At 53.9% G+C, this 24,030-nt stretch carries 19 protein-coding genes; 7 read left to right on the forward strand and 12 right to left on the reverse strand.

All coding sequences use genetic code 11. The features are described 5' to 3' along the window. Positions 1-317: 317 nt before the first annotated feature. From G3M78_06035 to guaA, 3 genes are all read left to right on the forward strand, one after another. Positions 318-3,953 (forward strand): vitamin B12-dependent ribonucleotide reductase, encoded by a 3,636-nt coding sequence (locus G3M78_06035; protein QPJ64968.1) that lies wholly within the window; start codon positions 318-320, stop codon positions 3,951-3,953. 229 nt (positions 3,954-4,182) lie between these two features. Continuing rightward, on the forward strand, positions 4,183-5,646 hold the full coding sequence (guaB, locus tag G3M78_06040; protein QPJ64969.1) for an IMP dehydrogenase: 1,464 nt from the start codon (positions 4,183-4,185) through the stop codon (positions 5,644-5,646). Between the two features lie 53 nt (positions 5,647-5,699). Further along, entirely contained in the window at positions 5,700-7,253 is a 1,554-nt protein-coding gene (gene guaA / locus G3M78_06045; protein ID QPJ64970.1) for a glutamine-hydrolyzing GMP synthase, read from the forward strand. 64 nt (positions 7,254-7,317) lie between these two features. Here the strand turns inward: guaA and G3M78_06050 are convergent, their stop codons facing one another. From G3M78_06050 to G3M78_06060, 3 genes are read right to left on the reverse strand one after another with little or no spacing between them, the layout of a single operon-like run. After that, the gene (locus G3M78_06050; GenBank protein ID QPJ64971.1) at positions 7,318-8,004 is read right to left on the reverse strand and encodes a hypothetical protein; all 687 of its coding nucleotides are present in this window, start codon (positions 8,002-8,004) and stop codon (positions 7,318-7,320) included. Positions 8,005-8,043: 39 nt separating this feature from the next. Then, positions 8,044-9,042, reverse strand: coding sequence for a GHMP kinase (locus G3M78_06055; protein ID QPJ64972.1), 999 nt, complete (start codon positions 9,040-9,042; stop codon positions 8,044-8,046). Between the two features lie 37 nt (positions 9,043-9,079). Beyond that, entirely contained in the window at positions 9,080-9,712 is a 633-nt protein-coding gene (locus tag G3M78_06060) for an ABC transporter substrate-binding protein (protein ID QPJ64973.1), read from the reverse strand. 295 nt (positions 9,713-10,007) lie between these two features. Here G3M78_06060 and G3M78_06065 point away from each other — a divergent pair, with 295 nt between their 5' ends. Both G3M78_06065 and G3M78_06070 read left to right on the forward strand, forming a co-directional pair. Beyond that, the gene (locus G3M78_06065) at positions 10,008-11,015 is read left to right on the forward strand and encodes a hypothetical protein (GenBank protein QPJ64974.1); all 1,008 of its coding nucleotides are present in this window, start codon (positions 10,008-10,010) and stop codon (positions 11,013-11,015) included. A gap of 17 nt (positions 11,016-11,032) precedes the next feature. Further along, positions 11,033-12,595, forward strand: a complete 1,563-nt coding sequence (locus G3M78_06070) for a hypothetical protein (protein ID QPJ64975.1) — start codon at positions 11,033-11,035, stop codon at positions 12,593-12,595. Between the two features lie 127 nt (positions 12,596-12,722). Here G3M78_06070 and G3M78_06075 read toward each other — a convergent pair whose 3' ends face one another. From G3M78_06075 to G3M78_06115, 9 genes are all read right to left on the reverse strand, one after another. Continuing rightward, the gene (locus G3M78_06075) at positions 12,723-13,994 is read right to left on the reverse strand and encodes a hypothetical protein (GenBank protein QPJ64976.1); all 1,272 of its coding nucleotides are present in this window, start codon (positions 13,992-13,994) and stop codon (positions 12,723-12,725) included. 195 nt (positions 13,995-14,189) lie between these two features. Continuing rightward, positions 14,190-14,531 (reverse strand): hypothetical protein, encoded by a 342-nt coding sequence (locus G3M78_06080; protein ID QPJ64977.1) that lies wholly within the window; start codon positions 14,529-14,531, stop codon positions 14,190-14,192. A 20-nt stretch (positions 14,532-14,551) separates the two neighbouring features. Then, on the reverse strand, positions 14,552-14,821 hold the full coding sequence (locus G3M78_06085; protein QPJ64978.1) for a hypothetical protein: 270 nt from the start codon (positions 14,819-14,821) through the stop codon (positions 14,552-14,554). Between the two features lie 221 nt (positions 14,822-15,042). Further along, positions 15,043-15,864 carry a tyrosine-type recombinase/integrase gene (locus G3M78_06090; protein ID QPJ64979.1) on the reverse strand — a complete coding sequence of 274 codons (822 nt, stop codon included), beginning with the start codon at positions 15,862-15,864 and terminating at the stop codon, positions 15,043-15,045. A 140-nt stretch (positions 15,865-16,004) separates the two neighbouring features. Beyond that, entirely contained in the window at positions 16,005-17,081 is a 1,077-nt protein-coding gene (locus tag G3M78_06095; GenBank protein ID QPJ64980.1) for an AI-2E family transporter, read from the reverse strand. A 3-nt stretch (positions 17,082-17,084) separates the two neighbouring features. Beyond that, a complete protein-coding gene (locus G3M78_06100) occupies positions 17,085-18,098 on the reverse strand; it encodes a hypothetical protein (GenBank protein ID QPJ64981.1) in 1,014 nt (337 codons plus the stop codon). Then, on the reverse strand, positions 18,082-19,107 hold the full coding sequence (locus tag G3M78_06105; protein QPJ64982.1) for a pseudouridine synthase: 1,026 nt from the start codon (positions 19,105-19,107) through the stop codon (positions 18,082-18,084). The genes G3M78_06100 and G3M78_06105 overlap by 17 nt, the downstream gene beginning before the upstream one ends. Before the next feature lie 279 nt (positions 19,108-19,386). Next, entirely contained in the window at positions 19,387-20,166 is a 780-nt protein-coding gene (gene scpB / locus G3M78_06110; protein QPJ64983.1) for an SMC-Scp complex subunit ScpB, read from the reverse strand. Between the two features lie 115 nt (positions 20,167-20,281). Next, positions 20,282-21,478 carry a 2'-deoxycytidine 5'-triphosphate deaminase gene (locus tag G3M78_06115; protein QPJ64984.1) on the reverse strand — a complete coding sequence of 399 codons (1,197 nt, stop codon included), beginning with the start codon at positions 21,476-21,478 and terminating at the stop codon, positions 20,282-20,284. 149 nt (positions 21,479-21,627) lie between these two features. Between G3M78_06115 and G3M78_06120 the strand changes: the two genes are divergently transcribed. Both G3M78_06120 and G3M78_06125 read left to right on the forward strand, forming a co-directional pair. Beyond that, entirely contained in the window at positions 21,628-21,876 is a 249-nt protein-coding gene (locus tag G3M78_06120) for a zinc ribbon domain-containing protein (protein ID QPJ64985.1), read from the forward strand. A gap of 101 nt (positions 21,877-21,977) precedes the next feature. After that, entirely contained in the window at positions 21,978-23,999 is a 2,022-nt protein-coding gene (locus G3M78_06125) for a tetratricopeptide repeat protein (GenBank protein QPJ64986.1), read from the forward strand. Positions 24,000-24,030 lie beyond the last annotated feature (31 nt).

The following is a 24,030-nucleotide window of genomic DNA, read 5'->3' on the forward strand; positions in this document are numbered from 1 at the left end:
ATTTCGGGCGCTCGCCTGATAAAGTCGCAAAATGGCTGGAGGACCGGGGCGCCGATAGTTTTTCACAGGCAAAAAAATCGCTTTGGGGAAAAAAACCGGGTATGCGTTAGTCCTTTAAAAATCCCGAGTTATCAGGCTCCCGAAAAATTGATCAAAAATTCGTTGACAACCCCATATATTGTGTATATCGTAATGATCCGTCGCAAGATGTTGTAGAATATTGCGTTATGGAGATATACCTACTCATTGCAAAGTACGGCAATTCAACTCATATAAAACAAAAATAGATCCAGTTAAGAAACATTGCGGAGGTGTCTGTGCAAATCCATCGGAAATTCACTTTAGAACAAAATGATCCCTTTGAAGGGATACGGTTCGTCGAAAGAACATCAAAGATTACCAACGCCGATGGGTCTGTCGTTTCTTCGATTGAAGGGGTGATGGTGCCAGACTTCTGGTCGCAGGTCTCCGTCGACATCATGGCGCAGAAATACTTCCGCAAGGCGGGTATTCCGGCCCGGTTGAAAAAAGTGGCGGAAGAGGGCGTTCCCGAATGGTTGCAGAGGTCCGAGCCAGACCCGGATGCGCTGATCGGTCTGCCAGGCGACGACCGCTTCGGCTCAGAGCAGGACGCGCGTCAGGTGTTCCGCCGTCTGGCCGGTTGTTGGGCCTATTGGGGCTGGAAAAACAAATGCTTCGCCAGCGAAGAGCTTGCGAAATCTTATTTCGATGAAATGTGCTACATGCTGGCCCGTCAGTTGGCGGCTCCGAATTCGCCGCAATGGTTCAATACCGGTTTGAACTGGGCTTACGGCATTGAAGGGCCCTCTCAGGGGCATTATTATTTCGATCCGGCAACGAATCAGTTGACCAAATCGCGCAGCGCTTACGAGCGCCCGCAACCGCATGCCTGCTTCATCATGTCGATCAAAGACGATCTGGTGGGCGAAGGCGGCATCATGGATTTATGGCGTCAGGAAGCGCGCCTGTTCAAATACGGTTCGGGTACGGGAACCAATTTTTCATCCCTGCGCGGTTCCGGCGAGCCTTTATCGGGCGGCGGGCGGTCCTCAGGATTGATGAGCTTTCTTAAAATCGGCGACCGCGCCGCAGGGGCCATCAAATCCGGCGGCACCACGCGACGCGCGGCGAAAATGGTGACTTTGGACGCCGATCACCCGGACATCGAAGAATTCGTCGAATGGAAAGTCAAGGAAGAGCGCAAGGTAGCGGCGCTGGCGGCAGGCAGTCAGGCTTGCAGAAAACATCTGAAAGAAATCATGAAAGCCAGTTGCGATACTTCCGTCAAAGAGGAAGATCGTTTTGAACTGACGCGCAATAAGGAATTGGGCCGAGCAGTGCGCGATGCGAAGGACGCCTACATCCCGGAAAACTATATCTACCGGATGATCCAGCTCGCCAAGCAAGGCTACACGGCGGTGCATTTTGAAGAGTTTGACACGAACTGGAACTCGGAGGCCTACATCACGGTTTCCGGTCAAAACTCCAACAATTCGATTCGATTGAGCAATGATTTTTTGAAGGCGGTTGAGTGCGACGCAGAATGGAAGCTGACGCGACGCACCGACGGCGCCGTTTCAAAAACCCTGCGCGCCCGCGAGCTGTGGGACAAAATCAATGAATCGTCCTGGTCGAGCGCCGATCCGGGCTTGCAGTTCGATACGACCATCAACGAATGGCATACCTGCCCCGAGGGCGGTCGCATCAACGCATCCAATCCCTGCTCGGAGTACATGTTCCTCGACGACACGGCCTGCAATCTGGCCTCGATCAACCTGATTCGTTTTTACGACGAAGAGGCGGGTCGCTTCAAGGTCGAGCATTACCGCCACGCCTGCCGGTTGTGGACGCTGACGCTGGAGATTTCGGTCATCATGGCGCAGTTCCCGAACAAGGCGATCGCGCAGAAAAGTTTTGATTACCGAACGCTGGGTCTGGGCTATGCCAACATGGGCGCCATGCTCATGGTCATGGGTATCGCCTACGATTCTGAAGAAGGCCGGGCGATTGCCGGGGCCTTGACCTCGATTCTGACCGGGGCTTCCTACGCCATGTCGGCGGAGATCGCCGCGCAATTGGGCGTGTTCAAAGAATACGAAAAGAACAAAAAAGCCATGATGCGGGTCTTGCGCAATCATCAACGCGCCACGCATAACGCAGAACCCCAGGCCTACGAAGGTCTCACCGTATTCCCGCAGGGAATCAGCAGTCTTCATTGTCCGGATTATCTCCTGCAAGCGGCTCAGTCGGAATGGAAAAGCGCCATCGCGCTGGGCGAAAAGCACGGTTACCGCAACGCGCAGACCACGTGTATCGCGCCGACCGGAACCATTGGCCTGCTCATGGATTGCGACACCACGGGCATCGAGCCGGACTATGCGCTGGTCAAATATAAAAAACTGGCGGGCGGCGGTTACTTCAAGATCATCAATCATTCGGTGCCCGGCGCGCTCCGCAAGCAGGGCTATTCGGCGCCGCAGATCAGCGATATCGTTCAATATTGTGTGGGCACCGGAAGTTTGCAGGACACGCCGCATATCAACCGCGATGCCTTGAAGAGCAAGGGCTTCACCGACGAGGCGCTGGACAAAATTCAGGCGGAATTGCCGAAGGTGTTCGACATCACCTTCGCTTTCAACAAGTTTGTGCTGGGCGAGGATTTCTGCATGCAGAAGCTCGGTCTTGCAGAAGAAGAGCTCAATCGCTTCGACTTCAACATGCTGAAGGCTTTGGGCTTTTCCGCGAACGAGATTCAAAAAGCCAACGATGTGATTTGCGGAACGATGACGATAGAAAACGCCCCGCATCTGAAACCGGAGCATTACTCCATTTTTGATTGCGCCGGCAAGTGCGGCAAGTACGGAACGCGCTTCATCAAACCCGAAGCGCATATTCGCATGATGGCGGCCTGCCAGCCGTTCCTTTCAGGAGCGATTTCCAAAACCATCAACATGCCGAACGACGCTCTGCTCGAAGATGTGGAAAAAGCCCATATGCTGAGTTGGAAATTGATGCTCAAAGGCACGGCGGTCTATCGCGACGGTTCCAAGCTCAGCCAGCCGCTCAACAGCGTTGCCGGGGAGGCCTTCAAGGCTCTGGATAAAGAGGATTTTGAGGGCAAGGATCCGGTCAAGGTCGCTGAAAAGATCGTCGACGTTCTGCGCAAGCGACGCGCCCTGCCGCATCGACGCGACGGCTACACGCAAAAAGCCGTGATTGGCGGACACAAGCTCTATCTGCGCACCGGGCAGTACGAAGACGGTACGCTGGGCGAAATTTTCATCGACATGCACAAGGAGGGCGCGGCCTTCCGAAGTTTGATGAACTGCTTCGCCATTTCCATTTCGATGGGCTTGCAATATGGAGTGCCGCTGGAAGAATTTGTCGAAGCCTTCGTTTTCACCCGTTTTGAGCCGAACGGTTTTGTTTCCGGCAATCAGCGCATCACCATGTCCACCTCGACCATCGACTATATCTTCCGCGATCTGGCGATCAATTATCTCGGCCGCACCGATCTGGCCCAGGTGACGCCGGAAGACATCCGCGCCGACGCCATCGGCAAGACGGAAAGCGGCGGTTCTCAGAGCGAGGGTCCCGAGGTTGTGAGCGAAAGCCCGGCGCCTCAAACCAGCGCGGCGGTTGTGGAAGCTCCCAGGGAAACTCCGGCGCCGACGCCAGCCCCGACCAATGGAAACGGATTTCGTAGCAACGGCGGCAACGGCGCTCAAAAAACCGTTGGAAACGGAGCCACAGCGGTGGCCCAAAAAGTATTCACTCTTTCTGCGTCGGAAGGCGCGGCTGTTAATACCGCCATCGCCAAAATGAAGGGATACGAAGGCGACCCCTGCTCCGAGTGCGGGTCCTTAACGCTGGTGCGCAACGGAACCTGCATGAAGTGCATGACTTGCGGGGCAACCTCGGGTTGTTCGTGATCTTAAAAATTTAGAACCTGTATGCCATCAGGTCTCTAGCCCCTCTTTCTTCAAGTTAACCCGCATTTCTCGCCAAACTTGATGAAAGGGGGGCTTCTTTTATCCCGGCGGGATTTGCAGGCGCCGAACGCGCCCCCGACGAGAAATTTTATAAAAGCGGGATTTTTTATGCGATCCTGAGGATCAGCATGATACTATTCTAACTTTCCATTTTTTCTTCGTTGACCCCATGATTGATCCAGACAAGATTACAACCTATTTGACTTTTGACGATGTCCTGCTCCTGCCCGCACACAGCAAGGTATTGCCTTCCAATGTCGATTTGAAAGCGCGCTTGACCCGGCAGATCACCCTCAACTGCCCTCTGGTGAGCGCGCCAATGGATACGGTGACGGAAGCGTCGCTGGCGATCGCCCTGGCTCTCGAAGGCGGTATCGGCATCATCCACCGCAACCTCGATCCGCGCGATCAGAGAAAAATGGTGGACAAGGTGAAGCGCGCGACGAGCGTGATGATCCCGGACCCCATCACGATGAAGCCCGATCAGAAGATCAAAGAAGCCATCGAAATCAAACAAAAATACAATATATCCGGCATTCCCGTGGTCGAGGGCAAGCGCGTGGTGGGCATTGTCACCAATCGCGATTTGCGCTTCGAAACCAATCTCGACAAGCCGGTCAGCAGTCTCATGACCACCCAACTGGTGACGATTCCCGAAGGCACGTCGATGGCGGAGTCGAAGAAACTCCTGCACGACAAACGCATTGAAAAATTACTGGTGGTCGACAAGGACGGCAATCTGAAAGGCTTGCTCACCATCCGCGATATTGAAAACTCCGAACGATTCCCCAACGCCGCCAAGGACGATCAGGGGCGTTTGCTGGTGGGCGCCGCGCTGGGCGTCAAGGAAGATCCTGAAGAACATATTGAAGCCCTGATGCGAGTGGGGCTGGACGTGCTGGTGATCGACAGCGCCCACGGCCATTCCGAAGGCGTGTTGGAAACGGTGCGCCGCGCCAAGAAAGCCTTCCCCGATCTGCCCGTGATCGGCGGCAACGTCGCCACCCAGGAAGCGGTGAACGCGCTCATCAAGGCGGGCGCGGATGCGGTCAAGGTCGGCATCGGTCCCGGTTCGATCTGCACCACGCGGGTTGTGACCGGCGTGGGCGTTCCGCAGATTTCAGCGATTTCCGAATGCGTGAAAGCCGCCTCTAAAAAAGATATTCCCATCATCGCCGACGGCGGTATCAAGAATTCGGGCGAGATCACCAAGGCCATCGCCGCTGGCGCATCTACGGTCATGATCGGTTCCCTGTTCGCGGGGACGGAAGAAAGCCCCGGAGAAAAAATTCTGTTTCAAGGTCGAAGCTACAAGGAGTATCGCGGCATGGGTTCCATCGCGGCGATGAGCAAAGGTTCCAGCGAGCGTTATTTTCAGGACCGCGGCCTTTCCGAAAGCAAGCTGGTGCCGGAGGGCGTGGAAGCGCGCATTCCATTTCGCGGTTCGCTTTCTTTCACCGTACACCAGTTGCTCGGCGGATTGCGCGCCGGTATGGGATATTGCGGCGCCAAAGACATTGACGCGCTTCGCAACGACGCCACCTTCATTCGTATCACCACTTCGGGGTTGAGGGAAAGTCATGTTCACGACGTGATCGTGACCCAGGAGGCCCCGAATTATCATGTTGAATAAATAGATTTCTCCCCCGTCGGCTCCGGATGCACAAGAGCGGACATGCTTGCGCCATGACAGACCCTTTGCACGATCAAAAAATCCTGATTCTCGATTACGGTTCTCAGTACACGCAGAACATCGCCAGAAAAATCCGCGAAGCGGAGGTGTATTGCGAGATTCATCCCTGCACGCTGGAATGGGAAAAAATCGAAGCGATGAAACCGCGCGGCATCATTTTGTCGGGCGGCCCGGCCAGCGTTTTCGCACCGGAAGCGCCGATTTGCGACCGTCGTATTTTTTCGATGAAGGTCCCGGTTCTTGGCGTGTGCTACGGCATGCAGTTGATCACCTTCATTCTGCAGGGCCAGATCGATCCCGCAGAGCAACGCGAATACGGTCGGGCGGAACTGATGATCACCGAATTTTCTCACCTGTTCGAAGGCGTGCGCAACAAGTCCACGGTGTGGATGAGTCACGGCGACCGAATTTCAAAGCTCCCCAAGGGATTCAAAACCACCGCCTTCACGACCAATTCGCCGAACGCCGCGATTGAAGATCCCATCGCAAAAATTTACGGTCTGCAATTTCACCCCGAAGTGGTGCATACGGCGGAAGGCAAGCAGGTCATCGAAAATTTTCTCTTCAAGATCTGCGCTTGCGTGCGCAACTGGAAAATGGATTCGCTGGTGAACTGCGCCATCGCCGACGTTCAGGAAACAACCAAAGGCTCTCAGGTCTTGTGCGCTTTGAGCGGCGGCGTCGATTCCTCCGTGGTGGCGGCTTTGATCCACAAAGCCATCGGCGATCGCCTGACCTGTATTTTTATCGACAACGGTTTATTGCGTCTGGGCGAACGCGACAAGGTGGAACAGACCTTTCGCAATCATTTCAAGATCAACCTGATCGTGATCGACGCGGCGGAGGAATTTTTGTCGCGATTGGCGGGCGTGGTCGATCCCGAGAAAAAACGCAAGATCATCGGCAACGTCTTCATCGAAATTTTTGAGAAGGAAGCCAAGCGCATGGGCAATTTCGATTTTCTCGCGCAAGGCACCCTCTATCCCGACGTCATCGAGTCGGTATCGCACAAGGGCGGCCCCTCCGCTGTCATCAAGTCGCATCACAACGTTGGCGGACTGCCTGAAAAAATGGATATGAAACTGGTGGAACCCCTGCGCGAACTGTTCAAGGACGAAGTGCGTCAGATGGGAAGAGAGTTGGGCATGCCCGATGAGATCATTCAACGGCAACCCTTCCCCGGCCCCGGTCTGGCGATCCGCATTCTGGGCGAAGTGACGAAAGAGCGCCTGGACGTCCTGCGCGAAGCGGATAAGGTGATCCTGGAAGAAATCAAGGCCGCGGGTTTCTATCTGGACCTGTGGCAATCCTTTGCGGTGCTCCTGCCGGTGAAAACCGTCGGCGTGATGGGAGACAACCGCACCTACGAAGATGTCGTCGCCCTGCGCGCCGTCACCAGCTCCGACGGCATGACCGCCGACTGGGCGCACCTGCCTTACGACCTGCTCGGTCGTATCTCCAACCGCATCATCAACGAAGTGCGCGGCGTCAACCGCGTCGTCTACGACATCAGTTCCAAACCCCCCGGCACCATCGAGTGGGAATAATTCCCATCATTAAAATATAAAAGGCGACAGGGTTTAAGATCGACCGTTTCCCGTGGAAAATCGCTCAGCCGGGCTGTTGCGATCTTTGTCGGCTCTTGACCGCTTTGATGAGAGCCGCCATGTGGTCGTAGCCGGCCTGATGTTTCAGAGCGGCGAAGATGTCGCGCGCCCGTGCGATGATGGGAAGCGCATCGGCGTCGCGTTTGGCGTTCCAGTAATAGCGACCGAGACGTTCGTAAACCTCCGCCTGGGCGCGGCTCGGTTCCAGCGTTTTGACGGTGTCCACCGCCTTGACGTACCAGATTTCGGCGTTATCCGGCGCGCCTTTTTCAATCTCCAATTCGGCAAGATGCGTCATCGCCTTTCCCGCGCCAATTGTGTCGCCGATACGGGCATGGTAATCGATCGCGAAAATATAATTTTCTTCAGCGGCCTGAAGGTCGTGAAAAAATTTATGCACATCGCCGATGGATTCGTAAAGCCTGGCGGCCCGGCGAAAATCCCCCCTGGCTTCGAGAATCTGAATGGCGTGCTGATAGTTTTCCAGCGCCTCGTCGTATTCATGGTAGAAAAAATTTTGCGAAGCCATTTGGATGTAACGACCGGCTTCGTCGGGCGAATCGATGGGCGGAGTCAGAGGGCCTTCTTCGGGCGGGGCGTGAAAATTATTGATGAGCGCGGCCCCTGCCAGCGTAAGGATCAAACAGGCGGATACGATGAACTTGAATTCGATGGGGCGTAACGATCTCATTTTCGCATTATATACCCGAGCGATTTTTCTGAAAAGCGCTTAAGTACGGCGAACCTGCAATCCGCGCCGAACAAAGCGGAAGGGGAGCAAACGTCCGCCGGCCTTCTCTAATGCGCTTTCCACCGCGCTGCGGGAATGGGGGTCGATCATGAAGGCGATGCACCCGCCGCCGCCCGCGCCGCAGACTTTGGCGGCTTTGGCGCCCGCGCGTTTTGCCTGGGCGATGAGCCGGTTCATCTCCGGGGTGGCGATGTTGGGGGCGAGGGCTTTGCGCGCCGTTCCTTCTTCGTTGAGGGCGAGCGCGAGTTCTTTCCAGCGTCCCTTGGCGATCAGCGCTTCCATATTTCTGGCGATGTTTTGCAGGCGGTCGAGCCGCTTCAGCGTTGAAGCCTTCTTGTCCACGGCTTGTTTCATGACTTCCCAGTTGTTGATCGCGGATTTCCTGGGCTCGCCTGAATAGCACAGGATAAAACGGCGCGACAGTTCGCGCAGATCAACGGGGAGGCGTTCGCGTCCCACGCCATCAAAATCAGGGCGGACGGAAAGGGCGCCGCCGTACAGGGCGGGAAAATAGTCCTGCCATCCCGTGGGAACGCCGATCACCTGAGTCTCGATGCTTTTGGCGATGCGGAGCATTTGCTCTTTGGAGAGTTTGCGTTCCGTCCAGGCGTTCAAGGCGCCGTGCAGGGCGATGTTGAGGGCGGACGATCCGCCAATGCCGGATCCTGCCGGGGCCTGGCAATGCGTGGTGATCGTCATGCCGCCGCGCGGACGATAAAAGGACAGCGTTTTTAAAATCAGGATCAAGGGATGCGCTCCTGTCGGAAGCGCATCGAGAGAGGCGAAAGATTCGCGACGCTTGAGATCGATGGATTCTACAACGATGCCTTTGCCCTTGCGCGGCGCAAGCCTCACCGTGGCGTAGCAGTCGATGGCGGCGTTGAGAGTGGGCGGGTTGTTGAAAAAAAGGTACAGCGGCCAGATGTCCAGAGTCCCGCCGGCAAAATCAATCCGCGCCGGAGCCGAACTTTCGATCATGTGTGTCTTTTGAAGTGAGGTTCTACGGTTCCGTCGATCAAAGCGTGTCGCTTTCTCCGCCGTTCAATTCGAGGTCCTTGATCTTGTTTTCCAGCTTCGTCACGAGTCCTGAATAGGATTCCTTGCGAATGATTTTGGTGAACTGGGAGCGGTAATTACGGATCATGCTGACGCGCTCGATCACGAAATCGTAAACCTTCCATGCGCCGTCCTCGTTGATCATTTTGTAATCCACTTCGATTTCAGCGTCCTTGCGGATGATCTTGGTATTGATCAACGCATACTGACCCTTCACCTGCTCGCCCACATATTCGATTTTCTCATCGCGGTAGGATTCGAGTTTGCTGGCATAGGAATTTTCCAGAAGTTTCTGAAACAGTTCGATGAACTGCTCGCGTTCCTGAGGCGTTCGCTCGTCCCAGTTCTGGGCCAGGGATCGGATGACCATTTGCTTGTAATTGAATCGCTTGTCAATGACATCGCGCAAGGTCGCGCGACGTTTAGCCGGATCGCTCTTGAGGGATTCGTCGGTGACAATTTTGATGACCTTGTCGATCGTGTTTTTCAGATCGTCGGTGATCTCGGAGGCGACGGCGAAAGTTGGCAGAGCCAAACAGAGGAAAGCGATCAAAACGGGAAAAATCCAAAACGCAGGGCGCTGTTTCAGCATTTCATAATCCTTTGTTTAATAAAGATTGAGTGAAGTTGGGGCTGAGGTGTGGAATCCCCCATAGTTAAAATTTAACAAATAAGTAATGCCGGATCAAGCAAAGAAGCGGGATCAAATTGTGGATTCCGATGCCCTTAATGGAGTATCCGCGTTTTGGAACCCTGTCGGATTATTGACGGTACGATAATTGCTTGAATATATCCCATAGAGCCTGTTTGTGTCTGAACCGGGCGTGGCTTTTAAATTAGTTGTAATTTGTTTAAATTAATTGACATAAATGGGAAAAATTCCTATCATGAATGACATCGTTTTGACGCTTAAAGTCCTTAAAATTCATTGGGTTATAAAAGATTTGAGAATTTCTTTCAAGACCGGAGCGCTATCGACCGCTGTGCTCGTTTGCATGCTGTTCCTAACTGCTTGTGGTACGGCCAATGTGAACATTCTGCAACAGACCGAGCATATGGAGGATTATCCGCGCACGGTTGCGATACTGCCGTTCACTCTGGCACCCGAAAATGAGACGGCGGAAATGCCGCAGGAGATTTTTCGCAAGGTCTTTTTCGGATATTTCAGTTATCTGGGTTATGACGACATGCCTCTGGAGCAGGTCGATGAACGCTTGAAGCAATTCAAGATCGGCGAAGCAGACCTGGCTGAGATCACTTACAAGCAATGGAGAACCATATTGGGAGTGGACGCGGTTGTGATGGGAGACGTGAGCCGGGCGAGCAATTTCACCGGAGGGATTCATGCGGAAACCACCATCGAAGCCAAGTTATCCATGCTGGATCTGAGAACCGGCAACATGCTCTGGGATGTTGAGCATTCTGAAATGTCCTATTCAGGTATCGCCATCCCTTCCGTCGTCACGATGATTCAGGGGCAGATCGACAACGCCGACGTCAAACGCTCTTTTTACAGAACCGCCGAAAAGTTTTCCCTCAAGGCCTTGAATGAACTGCCCGACCCCTCCGAATTCCGCAAGACCCGGGTGGCCCTGCCAATGATTACTCGTATCGAAACCAATTTGAAAGCGGGCGCGATTGTCGAACCGGGAGATAAAGTGCTGGTGAACATGCATGGACAACCGGGACTGTCTGCAAGTTTCGACATTGGAAACTGGCGATCCGGCATCGCAATGAAAGAAACTGCGGCGGGCGTCTATCGCGGCGAGTATCTGTTTCAACCCGGAGACCGGGTGAGCAACGCGATGGTGATCGGAACCTTGAAGAACCCACGCGGCGTGGCGGGAAAAAAATATTTCCGCAACGCTCTGGTTTCAACGACGGCGGGTCTGTGAATATGAACGAGAAACGCATGACAGAGAGCGCAGATGCGAAGCGATTTTTGGAGACTCGCGTTAAAACGGTCGCGCATTTCCTGCTGTTTCTCATGACGGCTCTGATGGCTTCCGCCTGCGCCAAGGATTTCAAAACCAAAGTGAGCGGCAACCTGCAACAACTCTCTCATTTGCAGACCGTGGCGATTTTGCCATTTGCCAATTCGGACAAGGGGCAACGGGAAACGGCGGAGCTACTGCGTCAGAATTTTTTCGCCAATTTACGAGACTCCAATTTTCAACTGATGGAGCGTTACCGCGTCGACGCCTTGCTCACACAACGCGGGCTCACCGATCCGAGAAAATTTTCACGAATCAATCCGATGGAGTTTGGAGAAATTTTGGGAGTGGACGCCGTGGTTCTGGGGCGTTTGGAAAAAGTAGAACGGTCTTACTGGGTTCTTCATTCCTCGATCGAACTGGGCATCAGCGTGCAGATGATCGACACGCGCACGGGAGAGGTCTTGTGGGAGGCGGAGCAAACGGAAACGGATTTCGAAGGCATTGCAAAAATTCCAACCGGCATCACCTCGACGATCATTGCGCCTATTCATTTTGTAACAAATAAACTCAATTTGCAGAATCTGGCGGCGAACATGGTGGGTAAATTGACGGCGATCCTGAAAACCCCCGGTAGCGAGACCAGCGAGGACTCCGACGAACCTGGGGTCAGCGAAGCCCCGGTCATTGCGCTGGCGGCGGCTCAGGACATGAGCGAGTTGCAGGAAGTTCAAAAGATGCAGAGTCAGTGGCAGTCCGCATCGCTGGATGCAGGATCTGATATGGAATTCCAGAATACTGCGTCTCCGACCGCGATGAAAACCGCGAGTCTCGATACGGACGCTCGACAGAAACCGAATCCATCGCCAGTCAACGCTGAAGTAACTTTGTTGCGTCCTCCCACAAAAATCGCCGACTCGGGCAAGACGCCGAGAAGGCCTTTGGTTGACGTGGCGTCGCATTCCCGCCCGGGCAAAGAGAACAGTTATCGTAAGGAAAGTTTGCAGGCGGTGAGGTCTGCAACGCGCAAGACGCGCCGACCGGCAGAGTTGAATGCCTTGACTGCAGAGAAGGGCGCAGGCTACGCGTCTGTTCGGTCGAGCGACAGATTGTCTGTAAATCGAAGCGCTCGACCTGTGTCCTTGAGCAAGCCGGATCATTTTTCAGAGTCGATGCGCATCGAGTCGGCTTCGTCTGCAGATCCGGCGCTTGCATCGAAGCCTGCGAATGCGCCCTGGCCGCTTCCGGCTCAATCGGAAAAACAATTAGAGACGACTTTCCAGTCCGCGCAAAAAATTCCGCTGTATTACACGATACAAGTGGGCGCCTACAAGACGCGCGAGTTCGCGGAAAACCTTATCGAATCGCTGGCTGAGAAAGGCTATCACGCTTTCGTGACTTTATTCTCTCAGGAGGCAGGCCCGATTTATAAGGTGCAGGTGGATAAATTCGAGCAAAAAGAAGACGCCCTGAAAATGGCAGAGCAAATCCTGTCGAAAGAAAAACTCACCAATTTTGTCACGACCCTCGCTCCGGGCTAAACGACCTCCGGCCTTAACTGCGATCACGAACTCCTTTCCCTGTTTCCCTTCCTCTTTATTTATCTTTAAAAATTCTGTTTCGTAAGCGGGTTTGCTGATGTTTGGAGGTTTGCCTCCGACGTTGTCTTTATCGCGCGTGTTTTTCTGCGTTTTCGAATCTGACCTGCTGGCGATTGACAACCGGGTAGAGGCTGAACAGGGGAGTGTTGTGCGGGATGTGAGCCATCTCGCGCTTTTCATCCAGTAACAAATGAATGTTGGCAAAGTTGAAACTCAGGCCGTCGCTCCATAATTGTTTTTCGGAATCGGCGTAGGCCTTGGTCTTGTCCGAAGCGTGTGTCCGGGTCATCAGCCCCGAGCCGCCGTGCAGGCCATATTCATAAAGATCGGGCGCGCCCTGAACCAGAAGGGACACTCTGCAAGCGTCGAACCAGATTTTAAAATTGGTTGGAATTTGAACGTAAGGTCCCAGCGTGCCGGTGCGTTCCAGAACGGTAATGGGGTAAGCGAACTCAGGCGGCGCGCCCTCTGGTCCGACGAAGCAATGGTTGGGAAATTCCTTTTCCTTGACGGCGGAAGCCGAAACGAAAATCAGGTGGGGATCGTCCATGGCGATATCGAGTACGCTTCCATCGTGGTAACTGCAAAACTTATCCCGCTCGAAAGCAAGAGGAAAGGAATAACCCATCTTCGCGTAATAAGCGCGAATACCGGCTTCCAGCGGATCGTCTGGCGTCCTGCTTATTTTGAGGTCGAAAGGAAGCATGAGGTGAAATGCGTTCGTGCGCGAATTCATGAAGGGGGCGCAGGCGCCGGAAAATTCTTTTTGAATGTCGCGATTGTCGGGATCGAAGACGCGCGGCGATCCGGCAAAATGTTGGGCGGTTTTAGCCTGCTTGCTCAAGCCGAATTTGTTCTGGTAATAAGCGCCGGCGCGCTTCTGCGCGACCGTCAGATAGTAATCGGGGGCCTCGGATTCAATCACCAGACTTTGCGGACAATCGGGAGCTGATGGGCCGCCCGCTTGCATGGAATTTTTGTAGATTTCCAGTTCGGCTCGGGTTTTTTTCAGGTCGTATTCGATCTGCCGCGCAATCTGTGGGCTGGAGTAGCGGGTGCGGTCGAGAACGCCTCGAGCGCGCTCGAGCATTTCGGCTTTCATGGAAAAACGTTTGGGTTCGTCGGCGAGCGATTGCACCGTAGCGATGATCAGGCTGAACTGTTCTTCAGGGAGGATTTTCAGGGCGTCCAGATTCTGTTCCCTGATGAAGGCGAGGGACAACGGGCCGAAGGATTCTTCACGGCGTATGCTGAGGGTTAGAAGGTAATTGAGATAGGCCCGGGCGGTTTCCGGGTCATAGATGTCTGTTGGGCGCGTATCGGAATTTTCGGCAGACATTGCGGACAAATCCTTAAACGATATCTACAGGCCGTGATCTGGTAAATTTGGGCTAAATTTTGGTGAAAAATTGTAGGATTATTCCTACAATGCCGAATTCTGGCGCCTTTTTCAGGTTTCGTCAACTCATGATTTTAAGAAAATAGGGAATGCTGGGAAATGTGAGGGGTTCGGCGGTTTGCAGGAAACGCGGTTTCAATTTCCGCCGGGAAGAAATAAACTCCAGACCTTCCATTGCATGGCGCTGATCGGTTCGGAGAGGCCGCCCATGACCAACGACAAAAGTAAAAACTGATAGGCCTTGTGGCGATCCTCCCGCATGCGAACGAGGTCGATGAGAAAGCCGACAAACATCACGCCGAAAAAGAAAAGACGTTGCACCATGATGAGGATTTCCTCCTGCCGGGCCTGATTTTCGCCGCCGCCATCTGCGAGCATTTGCGCTGAAGACAGACCGCTCAGATAAAGCAGGAGCATGAGCAGGGTCCAAACGAATTGCAGGAGTTGCACGGTTTCGGCGAATCTTGGGTCATTCATGGCGTATCGATCGATTCAAGTCATTCGTTTTCATCATAAGGAGCTTCCTTTTTTCGCAAAAGATCGTGAGCGCTGAAGGCGACAAGATAGATGGCCCATGCGCTGGCAATGTAGATCGCGCTGGATTTTAAATCACCGCTCAACGCTCCCACGAGTACCCAGAAGATAGAGCCGATCGTTAAAAATAAGGTGATCAAAGTGCGCATGCGGTACCTGTCTTGCGCCGAAGGTTTATCCTTCTCAAACTTTTGCAGATCATCTGCGTATAGAAAACCTACCGCAATCAGCAATGGGAATTCAAATTAAATAGGCGTGGCGGCTTAGAAACCGTATTGCATCCTCTTTGAAAAACCTGGCGCAGTTAATTAGAGAAATTCAAACTAAACAGGAGCGGCGAAAAAGGAAATGTTCCGCTCGCTCTTTGAAAAACCTGGCGCAGTCAGGCGCAGGAGTGCAAATTTTCTGGTTACAGCGTTGATGAGATGAGTTTTTGATGCGAGCCGATGCTGAACTAGAGCGTGGCGCGTCCCAGAATTTGTTGAATGGAGATCGGGTCCAGTCCTTTTTCGACCAGCGACTCGGTGAAGGATTGTCGCAGGGAATGCGGGGTGGCGTCTTTTTGAATGTTTGAAGCCAACAGCGCCGCCTTGAAAAATTTGGCGACAGAGCGAGTGGTCAGGCGGCCACCTTTTTCGCTCGGGAAGAGGTAATCGTCTTTTTCTTTTTTGCCGATTTGTCGCGACAAGGCGTCCTGCAGACACAGGTCGAATTGCGTGGTTCGGCTTTTAATGCGCTGATTGCCGGGAACGTAGAGGATGCCCTTGTCCAGATTGAGGTGAGTCACCCGCACGTTGACGATTTCGGACACGCGAAGACCCGCGCTGGACATGAGTTCGATCATCAGTCGATGCTTGGGGTTCTCCGCAGACATGGCGATTTCTGCAACTTCGTCGGCAGTCAGGAGAACAGGATTCGAAGCCGCTTTGGGCGGACGCTTGAGCGCGTTGGCGTCGAGCGGTTCATGGAGCAACTCGCGCGACAGATAATCCAGAGCGGTGATGGCTTGATCCACCGTAGAGCGCGCCGCGCCGACCTCGGTGAGACTGTTGATATACGCCGTCATCATCTGGGATGAAACCGCGTCGGGCGTCATTGGTTGAATATGATTGATGAATGCGCAGAGCTGACCCATGTAAGCTTTGATGGTTTGCTCCTGATAATGGCAAAGTTCCAGTTGCAGACGAATCGTATCCAGAGTATCCGCGTAGGGATTGGATTCCGTCTTTTTCAGGGTATAAATTCGCGTTGCGGCGGGAATTGCCAGCTTATTCATTTGAAGCTCTCCTGGTAGGATCGATCAGTCGGGAGGAATCCCGGCTGGGCGTTGCGGCATCTTTTTGAAGCGCAACTGTGTGTCAACTAAGCCTAATATAATCAGTTAGTTAATTGATTTCAAGTTTTTTCTTCAAATATTCAAGAAACCTTGAAAAAATCCGACTCTTTATAGACTTTCAAACCCTGTTTTGCCAATACATTGATGACGGCGGCGGCGGGTACGGCGAGTATGATTCCGGCAAAGCCAAAAAATTCCGCGCCAAGAAGAACCGCGGCCATGATGATGACCGGATGAAGGCCAATGCTCTCGCCCACAACGCGCGGGGTGATGACCATGCCCTCGAGCGCCTGCACGACGGCGAACACCCCGGCGACGCCCAGTACAGAGAGCCAGTCCTGGGTGTGCGCGAAAGTCATGACGGCGGCGGGAACAAAACCCAGTATCAAGCCGAGATAGGGCACCAGATTGGCGATGCCGGCCATCATGCCAATGAACAGGCTCATGGGCGCGCCGCACAGGAACAGGCCGATGCAGTAGAGCGCTCCCATCAAAATCACGACGAGTAATTGACCGCGAACGAATCCGGCCAGGGTGGCGTCGATTTCCTTGAAGACGGCCAGCGTGCGTTTCCGATGACGTTCGGGCACCAGATTGAGGACGCGCTGGTTGATGTCGTCGAAATCACGCAACAGATAAAACATGGCGACGGGGATGATGATCAGATTCGCCGCCATGAGGATCATGTTGAACAGGCCGGACAGCGAGTTCCATAGGAACTCCGAGCTGGAGGTCACGATCTTCATCGGCAACTCGCCAAAGCGCGCCAGCCCTTCTTTGAGGATGGCCTGGGCTTTTTCCTGATCGAGTCCCGCCAGCCGTTCCAGCAAAGGTTGAATCCAGCCTTGAACCACGGCGACGTATTCCGGCAGATTTTTCACAAAATTTTCCGCCTGCACGCGAAGCAGGGGAAACAGTAGGGCGATAACTGCGGAACACAGAATAAAAAAGGCCAGCAGTAACGCCACCGTCGCAGGGCCGCGAGAGAGTTTACGCGCTTCCAGCCGGTCGACGATCGGGTCGAGCAGATAGGCAAGGATGAAAGCAATAAAGAATGGAGTGAGAACCCGACGCGAAATATAAACCAGAAAGAGGAACAGGAGGCAGATCGCGGCGGGAAGGAGCCAGTTCGTTTTGGAGTCAGCCGAGGGTGTCATCTATCAAAGTTCTCCCAGATCGAGCGGGGCCTGGTTATTCGGCTTGGCGGGCGCCGCTTGCGATTGCGCCGAAGCGGAACCTTTCAGCCCCTCCTCCCAGAAGCGGGTTATTGCGGGCCAGATCGATTGCGCCATCTTCGAGGCCGAAGCGTCGAAGGCTTCGATTTCCCCGACCAGTTCGTCCGGGTTGTTGGCGATGGCAAATTCGCTGTGCGCTGTGATTAAAGAGGATTGCAGGGCCGACACAATTTTAACGCTGATGTTGGATCGAATCGTTTTGTCTTCCTGGGCTGGAGAAGTCGTTAGCCTGGTAGAAGCGGCTTTGCCAAGGATAATCACCTCTGCTCCAGCTTTCAAGCCGATAAAGGCCGAGGCCTTGAGGTCTCCGTTGATGGCTTTCAGTATCGTGTCTTCGGGAATGAGATCGCGCACCGGTTCGCGGCTGATGATATTGGCGCCCGACTCGATCAGTTTTTGCGAGAGCGCGGTCTCAGAAATCGGCACCATTTGCCAGAAGGGTCGCGCCATATTCGTTGTGAAACTCGATTCCTGAATGAGTATCAGAATCGAGCGCGCCTTTGTATTGCTGAGAAATAATCCCCTCTGGCCGAGAGATTTGATGATGTCGTTGGAGAAAAAAGCCACTTCCAGCCGCACTTCGCTCTGTTGCATCGCCAGGTTGTCCTCGGCATGGAGGAAGCGGTAATACTTGACGTATTTGGAAGACTGACGACTGAAGCGGTTCAACTCGTCCCGATTGGCGTCGTATTCCTTATCCCCCAGCAAAGATCGAATCGCTTGCTCCATGGCCTTGTTCAAGGCGATGGAGACCGCGCGCTTGCGGGCCTGAATGAAATCCCCTTTGGCGTCGACCACAGCCTCGGCTTCCTGCAAGGCCTGAAAGCTGTTTTGATCTGAAGAGGCCGGCGTGGGTTCCGATTGCGCAAGCGCCGGAACGGCGAAAAACAAGGCGCACCAGAAAATGAGAAAAGCGATCCAGTTACTTCCTTTTTGCACGAGGCCTGCCTTTCGAAGGGGCGCCTGCCCGACTTGCGGTTTTACGAGGCGCGCTTTTCGAGGGAGCGCCGGTTCGACGCGGGTTTTTGCGGGCTGAGCTTTTTGAAAGGGCGCTGGCCCGGCTCAGGTCTTTACGGGGTTTGGCTTTTGTTGGAGCGCCCGTCCGACTTACTCTTTTGCGCGGCTTGTCCATGCCAAGAGCGTTGTCTCGTCCCAGGTCTTTTCGCGGTTTGGGTTTCGTCGGTTCCACGTAGGCGGGCTGGTTTTCGCGCGCCGAGCTTTTCGAGGGCGCAACGGCTGAATGCAGGCTACGAATCTCGCGCGGCGACAGGAAACGGAAGGCCCCCAGCGGCAGGTCGTCCAGACTGAGTCCGGCGAAATGCGTGCGCTTGAGACGGATGACCGGATGCCGCACCGCTTCGCAAATGCGCTTGACGTGACGGTTTTTTCCCTCCGTCAGGCGCAGGATGAGGAAACAGTTTTTTCCGCTCGTGCGCTGGATTTCCACCTTGACCGGCGCGGTCGGTTTCTCATCCAGCCAGATGCCTTTGCGGATGCGCGCCAGCGACTTGTCGTTGGGAACGCCGCGCACTTTGACGAGATAGGTGCGCTCCACCGCATAGCGTGGTTCGAGCAGTTTTTTGGACAGGTCGCCGTCGTTGGTGCAAAGCAACAGGCCCTGGGTGTTGTAGTCGAGCCGTCCTACCGGGAACACGCGGATGGGAGCCTTTTTCAGAAAATCCATCACCGTCATGCGTCCGCGCGCGTCGGTAGTCATGGTGGTCAGGCAGTTGCCAGGTTTGTTGAACAGAATATAAACTTTTTCCTGAGTGCTGGGCAGGGCTTTGCCGTTGACGCGGATCAAGTCCATTTTCGGGTCTGCGCTGGAGCCGAGTTTGGTTTCCACCTGACCGTTGACCTTGACCTTGCCTTCGGTGATCCATCGTTCCGCTTCCCTTCGCGACCCGAGTCCTGCGTCTGCAATAATTTTTTGTAGTCGAATCTTCATTGATTGAATCCAAGGATTGTTCTGGGTCGGTCGCGCCGACCCGCGTTTTAAAACGGTTGTTCAGAGAGGAGATTCACATCCTTGCCTTCAATGGGAAAAAGTAACAATTCCGGGAATATTATTTGTCGAACCGTATCTAAATAAAAAATGCGTTGTTTTATTCCCCCAGCCCTCCTTAAGCGGCAGTCGCAACCTTCCTCCCAGCGTCTGTTGGCTGAGGAGGGCTACCCCTTTGGGCGGGAGCGTTTCCGGGAGACTCCGGCGATTGGAATCACAAGATCATGAAGCGTCTGAACCCGATTCCCCAGACTGGACCGGAGTTTCCAGATCATCGGTCGCGTCGGTTTCGACCGTGTCGGTTTCGACCGCGTCGATTTCGGGCGTTTGATCCGGCAGGGCCGCGGCGTCGGGAGACTCCTGCGCGGCGCTTTCATCTGGCGTATCGGCGCCCTCGGATGTTTCGGGCGTTTCGGCGCCTTCCGGCATGGTTCCAAAGTCAAACAGCGATTGTTGCGTCTCATCGTCGTCGCCGTCGAGTTCGACTTCCTTGAAGTCTTCCAGCGTCGGCATGTCGCTGAGGTCTTTCAGGCCAAAATATTCAAGAAACTTGCGCGTGGTCTTGTACATGATGGGGCGTCCCGCCACCTGTTTTCTACCGGCGGGCGAGATGATTTTTTTATCGAGCAGGGTTTTGATAACGCCGCTGGAATCGACCCCGCGCACATCGTCGACTTCCTGCCGCGTGAGCGGTTGTTTGTAGGCGATGATGGACAGCGTGTCGAGACTGGGTTGAGACAGCTTGGCGGTCTTGTCCAGTTTCAGGAATTTGCGCACCCAGTCGACGTATTCGTTGCGCGTGGTCAGCTGGTAGCCTTCGGCGACTTCGATGATTTGCAGATTGCGCGCGCTGTATTCTTCTTTCAACTCTTCCAGCATGTCTTTCAGCGCTGGCAGGTCGGGACCTTCAGTAAACGTCTGCTTGAGGTGTTCCGGCGTTAAGGGGTTGTCCGCCGCAAGGAGCAGGTTTTCGATGATCGCTTTAATTTCTTCACGTTCCACAAGCAGTTCCTTCAATACGTTTGAGCGTCATTGTATCGGCAATGGCCCGGGCCTGTAAAGTCCAATTGGAGGGGGCGTTGACGAATGAGACGCGGTTGACAAAGATGCGACGGGGTCAGGCGGGGTTTTTGAAATATTTGCTGAGCGTCAGTTCCTGATTCTGGTAATTGGAGTGAATTTGTTCCCCATAAATACGAGCCGGGGTTTCAATCACTTTTTCGAATTTGAGGCGGCAAAAGGTCTGTCCGTCTTCGACCATGAAGGGGACGTCGTGGGGTCGCACTTCCATGACGGCGCGGGTGCCCTGCGCGAGATTGCCCGCGCCTTCGCGCCAGCCGAATCCGGGGTCAAAGAAACCGGCGTAATGGGTGCGCAGTTCTCCGCTGTTGGGTTCGTAGGCGACCATTTCGGCGAGCAAGTCCGGGGCGATGGAGATTTTCTCCTTGGACATCATGATGTAAAAACTCTCCGGTTCGAGCACCAGCCGGTTTTTCTGTCCCGGACGCAGGCGGAGCGGTTCCCAGAAATCCAGCGGATCATAATGCTTGAGTTTGGACAGGTCGATCACATTGGAGTTGGTTTTTGCCTTGTAGGCAATGACGGCGTCCGGCGAGGGGGTGGACAGCTCCACGCTGATGAACAGGCCGCTGTCTATTTTCACCTTGTCGAAGGGGATTTCAGCGCCCTTGCTGTCGAATAAAATGGGGTGCTGACGATAATAAGGCTCCAGACTGCTTTTGCCGAAAATCTTTTGCGGGCCGTGGACGAAGCGCAACTGGTTCAACGCCAGGTTTTCGCGAACCTTGACGGGGAAGGAGCGGGGAATGATTTCCAGATACATTTTTCCCTTGTAGCCCTCGGGGATTTCGTCGAAGCGGTGGCCGCCGTCGACGATGACGCGGGTGAACATGTCGAGCCGTCCCGTTGAACTTTTAGGATTGGTGCGGCCGTAAATCGTGGGCGGCAGGTCCAGCTCTTCAAGCAGTGGAATCAGATAGATCGCGCCTTTTTCGAGAATGCCGCCGTCTCCGGTCAGGTCGACTTCGTAGAGCGTGAGGTCTTTGAGTCGCTCCTCGACGGTTTCGTTTTCCGGCAGGAAACTGCACTGGATGCGGTAGCCTTTGCGTCCCAGTCTCAAATCAAGGCTCACTGGTTGAAATTGCGAGGCCATCAACGCGGCCTGGGAATGCACGATGCCCTGGTGCGCGGCGAGCTCTATGTATTGGCAGGGCAAATAGCCGGTGCGACCTTTGAGGACGCCGGGAAGGTCTTCGTCTTTGCCTATGAGCGATTTAGCGGTAATGGGTTTCATTATAAACGTAACGGGAAGGAGCGGGCGCTGATTCGACAAATGGATCAATTTCCCGGCCAAAACGCATTGACAGGGCTAAGGAGGCTATGATTTAATCCTATTATTCATAACATTTCAACTAGATAATTCAGATAGAGCGAGGATGGGTCATGCCCCTGTACGAGTATTTTTGCGAAGACTGTCAAAGTGAATTTACCGTGCTTCAATCCACCAGCGTGGATCGAACGCAGACCGTGTGTAGCGAATGCAACGGCAACAAGGTACAACCTCAGTTATCGACCTTTGCCGCCAAGACGCAAGGGTTCTCTCTTGCTAACAAACCTCCGGTGACGGCGAGCGAACTGCCCAATCCGAACACTCTGAATCTGCCGCTTCCTCGGCTTCGATCGGAATTGTAAATCCCGTTTCATTTTACGACGGATATTTTTTTAACCTGGCCGGGCGATTTTCCGCAACCGGGCGGGCCGTTTTTTAATACCTTTTACCTTTGATCTCACTCATGAAAAAAAATCACAATCCTGCAGGCAATCAACCTTCTTCTCCCCCCAAAGGCATTTTTAAAAAATGGGGCGTTTTCCTATTGTCGACAGCGACGCTTGCGGTCGGCTTATGGGCCTTGATGTATTACTCGACGCCGCAACCGGTGTTCAAACCTTACGACAAATTCAAGAAGGCTTCGAGCGTCGTTTCTGAGGAGAAAGAAGAAGCGAGTCCGGCGAAAGCGGACGAGTTTGAAGCGGCGGATGAATCCTGGCTGGATGTGGAGGAGAAACCGGCGATTGATCTGATCAAGGCGTCGGCGGAACCCCCTCCCATGTCGCAATTGCCGAGAGAGACTTTGGAGCATATCAGCAAGGGCGTGGCGCTGACGGAGAAAGGCGAGTTCAACGCCGGCGATCTGGAATTTCAGGAAGCGGCGAGATTGAGTCCCGATTCGGCTCATGTCTACTCGATCTGGGCGACGGCGTCCAAAATGGCGAAAAAGTATAAGGGCGCGGATGAGCGTTTCAAAAGAGCGGACGAACTGGCGCCGAACGATCCCGAAATTCTTTTCAACTGGGGCATGATGTTGCTGGAATCCAACCAAAACGTGCGATCCGCCGAGTTGATGGAGCGCGTGGTCAAGATGCAACCGGATAATTATTACGCCTACAACTACCTTGGCAAAGCCTACGGTCGGCAGAAAATGTATGAGGAAGAGGAGCAACAGTATCGCAAGTCTCTCGAACTGCGTCCGGATTTCGCCCAGGCTTATTTCAATCTGGGCATCGTGTTGAGCATCCGAAAAAAGTTTGAGGAAGCGGCTCCTTTCTTTGAGAAGGCGATCGAGATGGATCGTTTCTATGAGAAACCCTTTGTCGTTCAGATGCTGACCGCGCTGGGACGCTACACCGCGCCTGCGGATAAAATGGCGGATCTGAAACCTGCCGACGGCGAGAAGCACGACCATGAGCATGCGAAGGGCGAGGAGCATGCGAGCGCGCAGGATGGGCCGGATGAGAAGATGCATTCCGAAGGCTCCGATACCAAGGAGCAGGAAGGCTCTGCGGGAATGGAAGGCTCCAAGAAAAAGGTGAAGGACGTCACCGACGTCAAGGGCGTCGTGTTAATCAACGGTCAGCCGAGCGGGGCGGATACGGTGGTGATTCTGGAGACCAAAAGCAAAATGAGGGTTCGCAGCCAGGCGCCGGGCGCGTATGAAGTCGACCAGGTGAACCTGCAGTTTCAGCCCAAGCATTCGGTCGTCACCGTGGGTTCTAAAATCACCTTCTACAATAAGGACGTCGAGGTTCACAATATTTTTTCAAAGTCCCTGAACAACCAGTTCAACCTTGGCGCGATGGCGGCGGGTTCCGGCAAGTCGATCACGCTGGATTCTCCCGGGCCGGTCGTTTTGCGATGCAATATGCACAAGGAGATGGTGGGCACGATCTTTGTCGTGCCAAACGGTTATCACACGATGGCCAACTGGAAGGGCGAATATTCTTTTGAAAACGTGGACAGCAAGGATTACATCATGCAGGTCTGGAATCCGATGCTGAAGCCGGAAGAAGTCGCCGAGCATCTGAAATCGGCGGACCTGACCGGCGTCGATGCGACCTTCGATTTTGATATCAAGACGACTTCCAAGCGCGGCGAAATCCACGACATGATCGAAGCAGTCGACTACAATCTGGTGGTGGATGAGATCGAAAAGGAAATGCGTCAGGCCATCGAGGACTGGAAGAACGAGAAAAAATTCATCTCGCGCAAGCGCATGTTGCTGGCGATCACCAAACATTTTGACGGCGGCGGTTTGAAGGGCGCCATCGCCAAGAGTTTCAGCAAGAATCGTAGCGACGGCCTGGAGCAGAAGCTAGACGAAATTCGTAAAATGATTTCAGGCATCGGTTTTTCTAAGGATGAAGTGACCGAGGCCGGATTGCATAGTAAAACCGATTTCGCCATCTCCCAGCTTCGTTTGAACGTTAAAGAGCTGGAAGCCCGCCTCAATCCTGATTTCAATAAAGATAAAAAATAATCGTTCGATTTCATTGAATGATCCCGTTCAT

The organism is Candidatus Nitrohelix vancouverensis, from assembly GCA_015698305.1.
In the GTDB taxonomy this organism is placed as follows: Bacteria; Nitrospinota; Nitrospinia; order Nitrospinales; family VA-1; genus Nitrohelix; species Nitrohelix vancouverensis.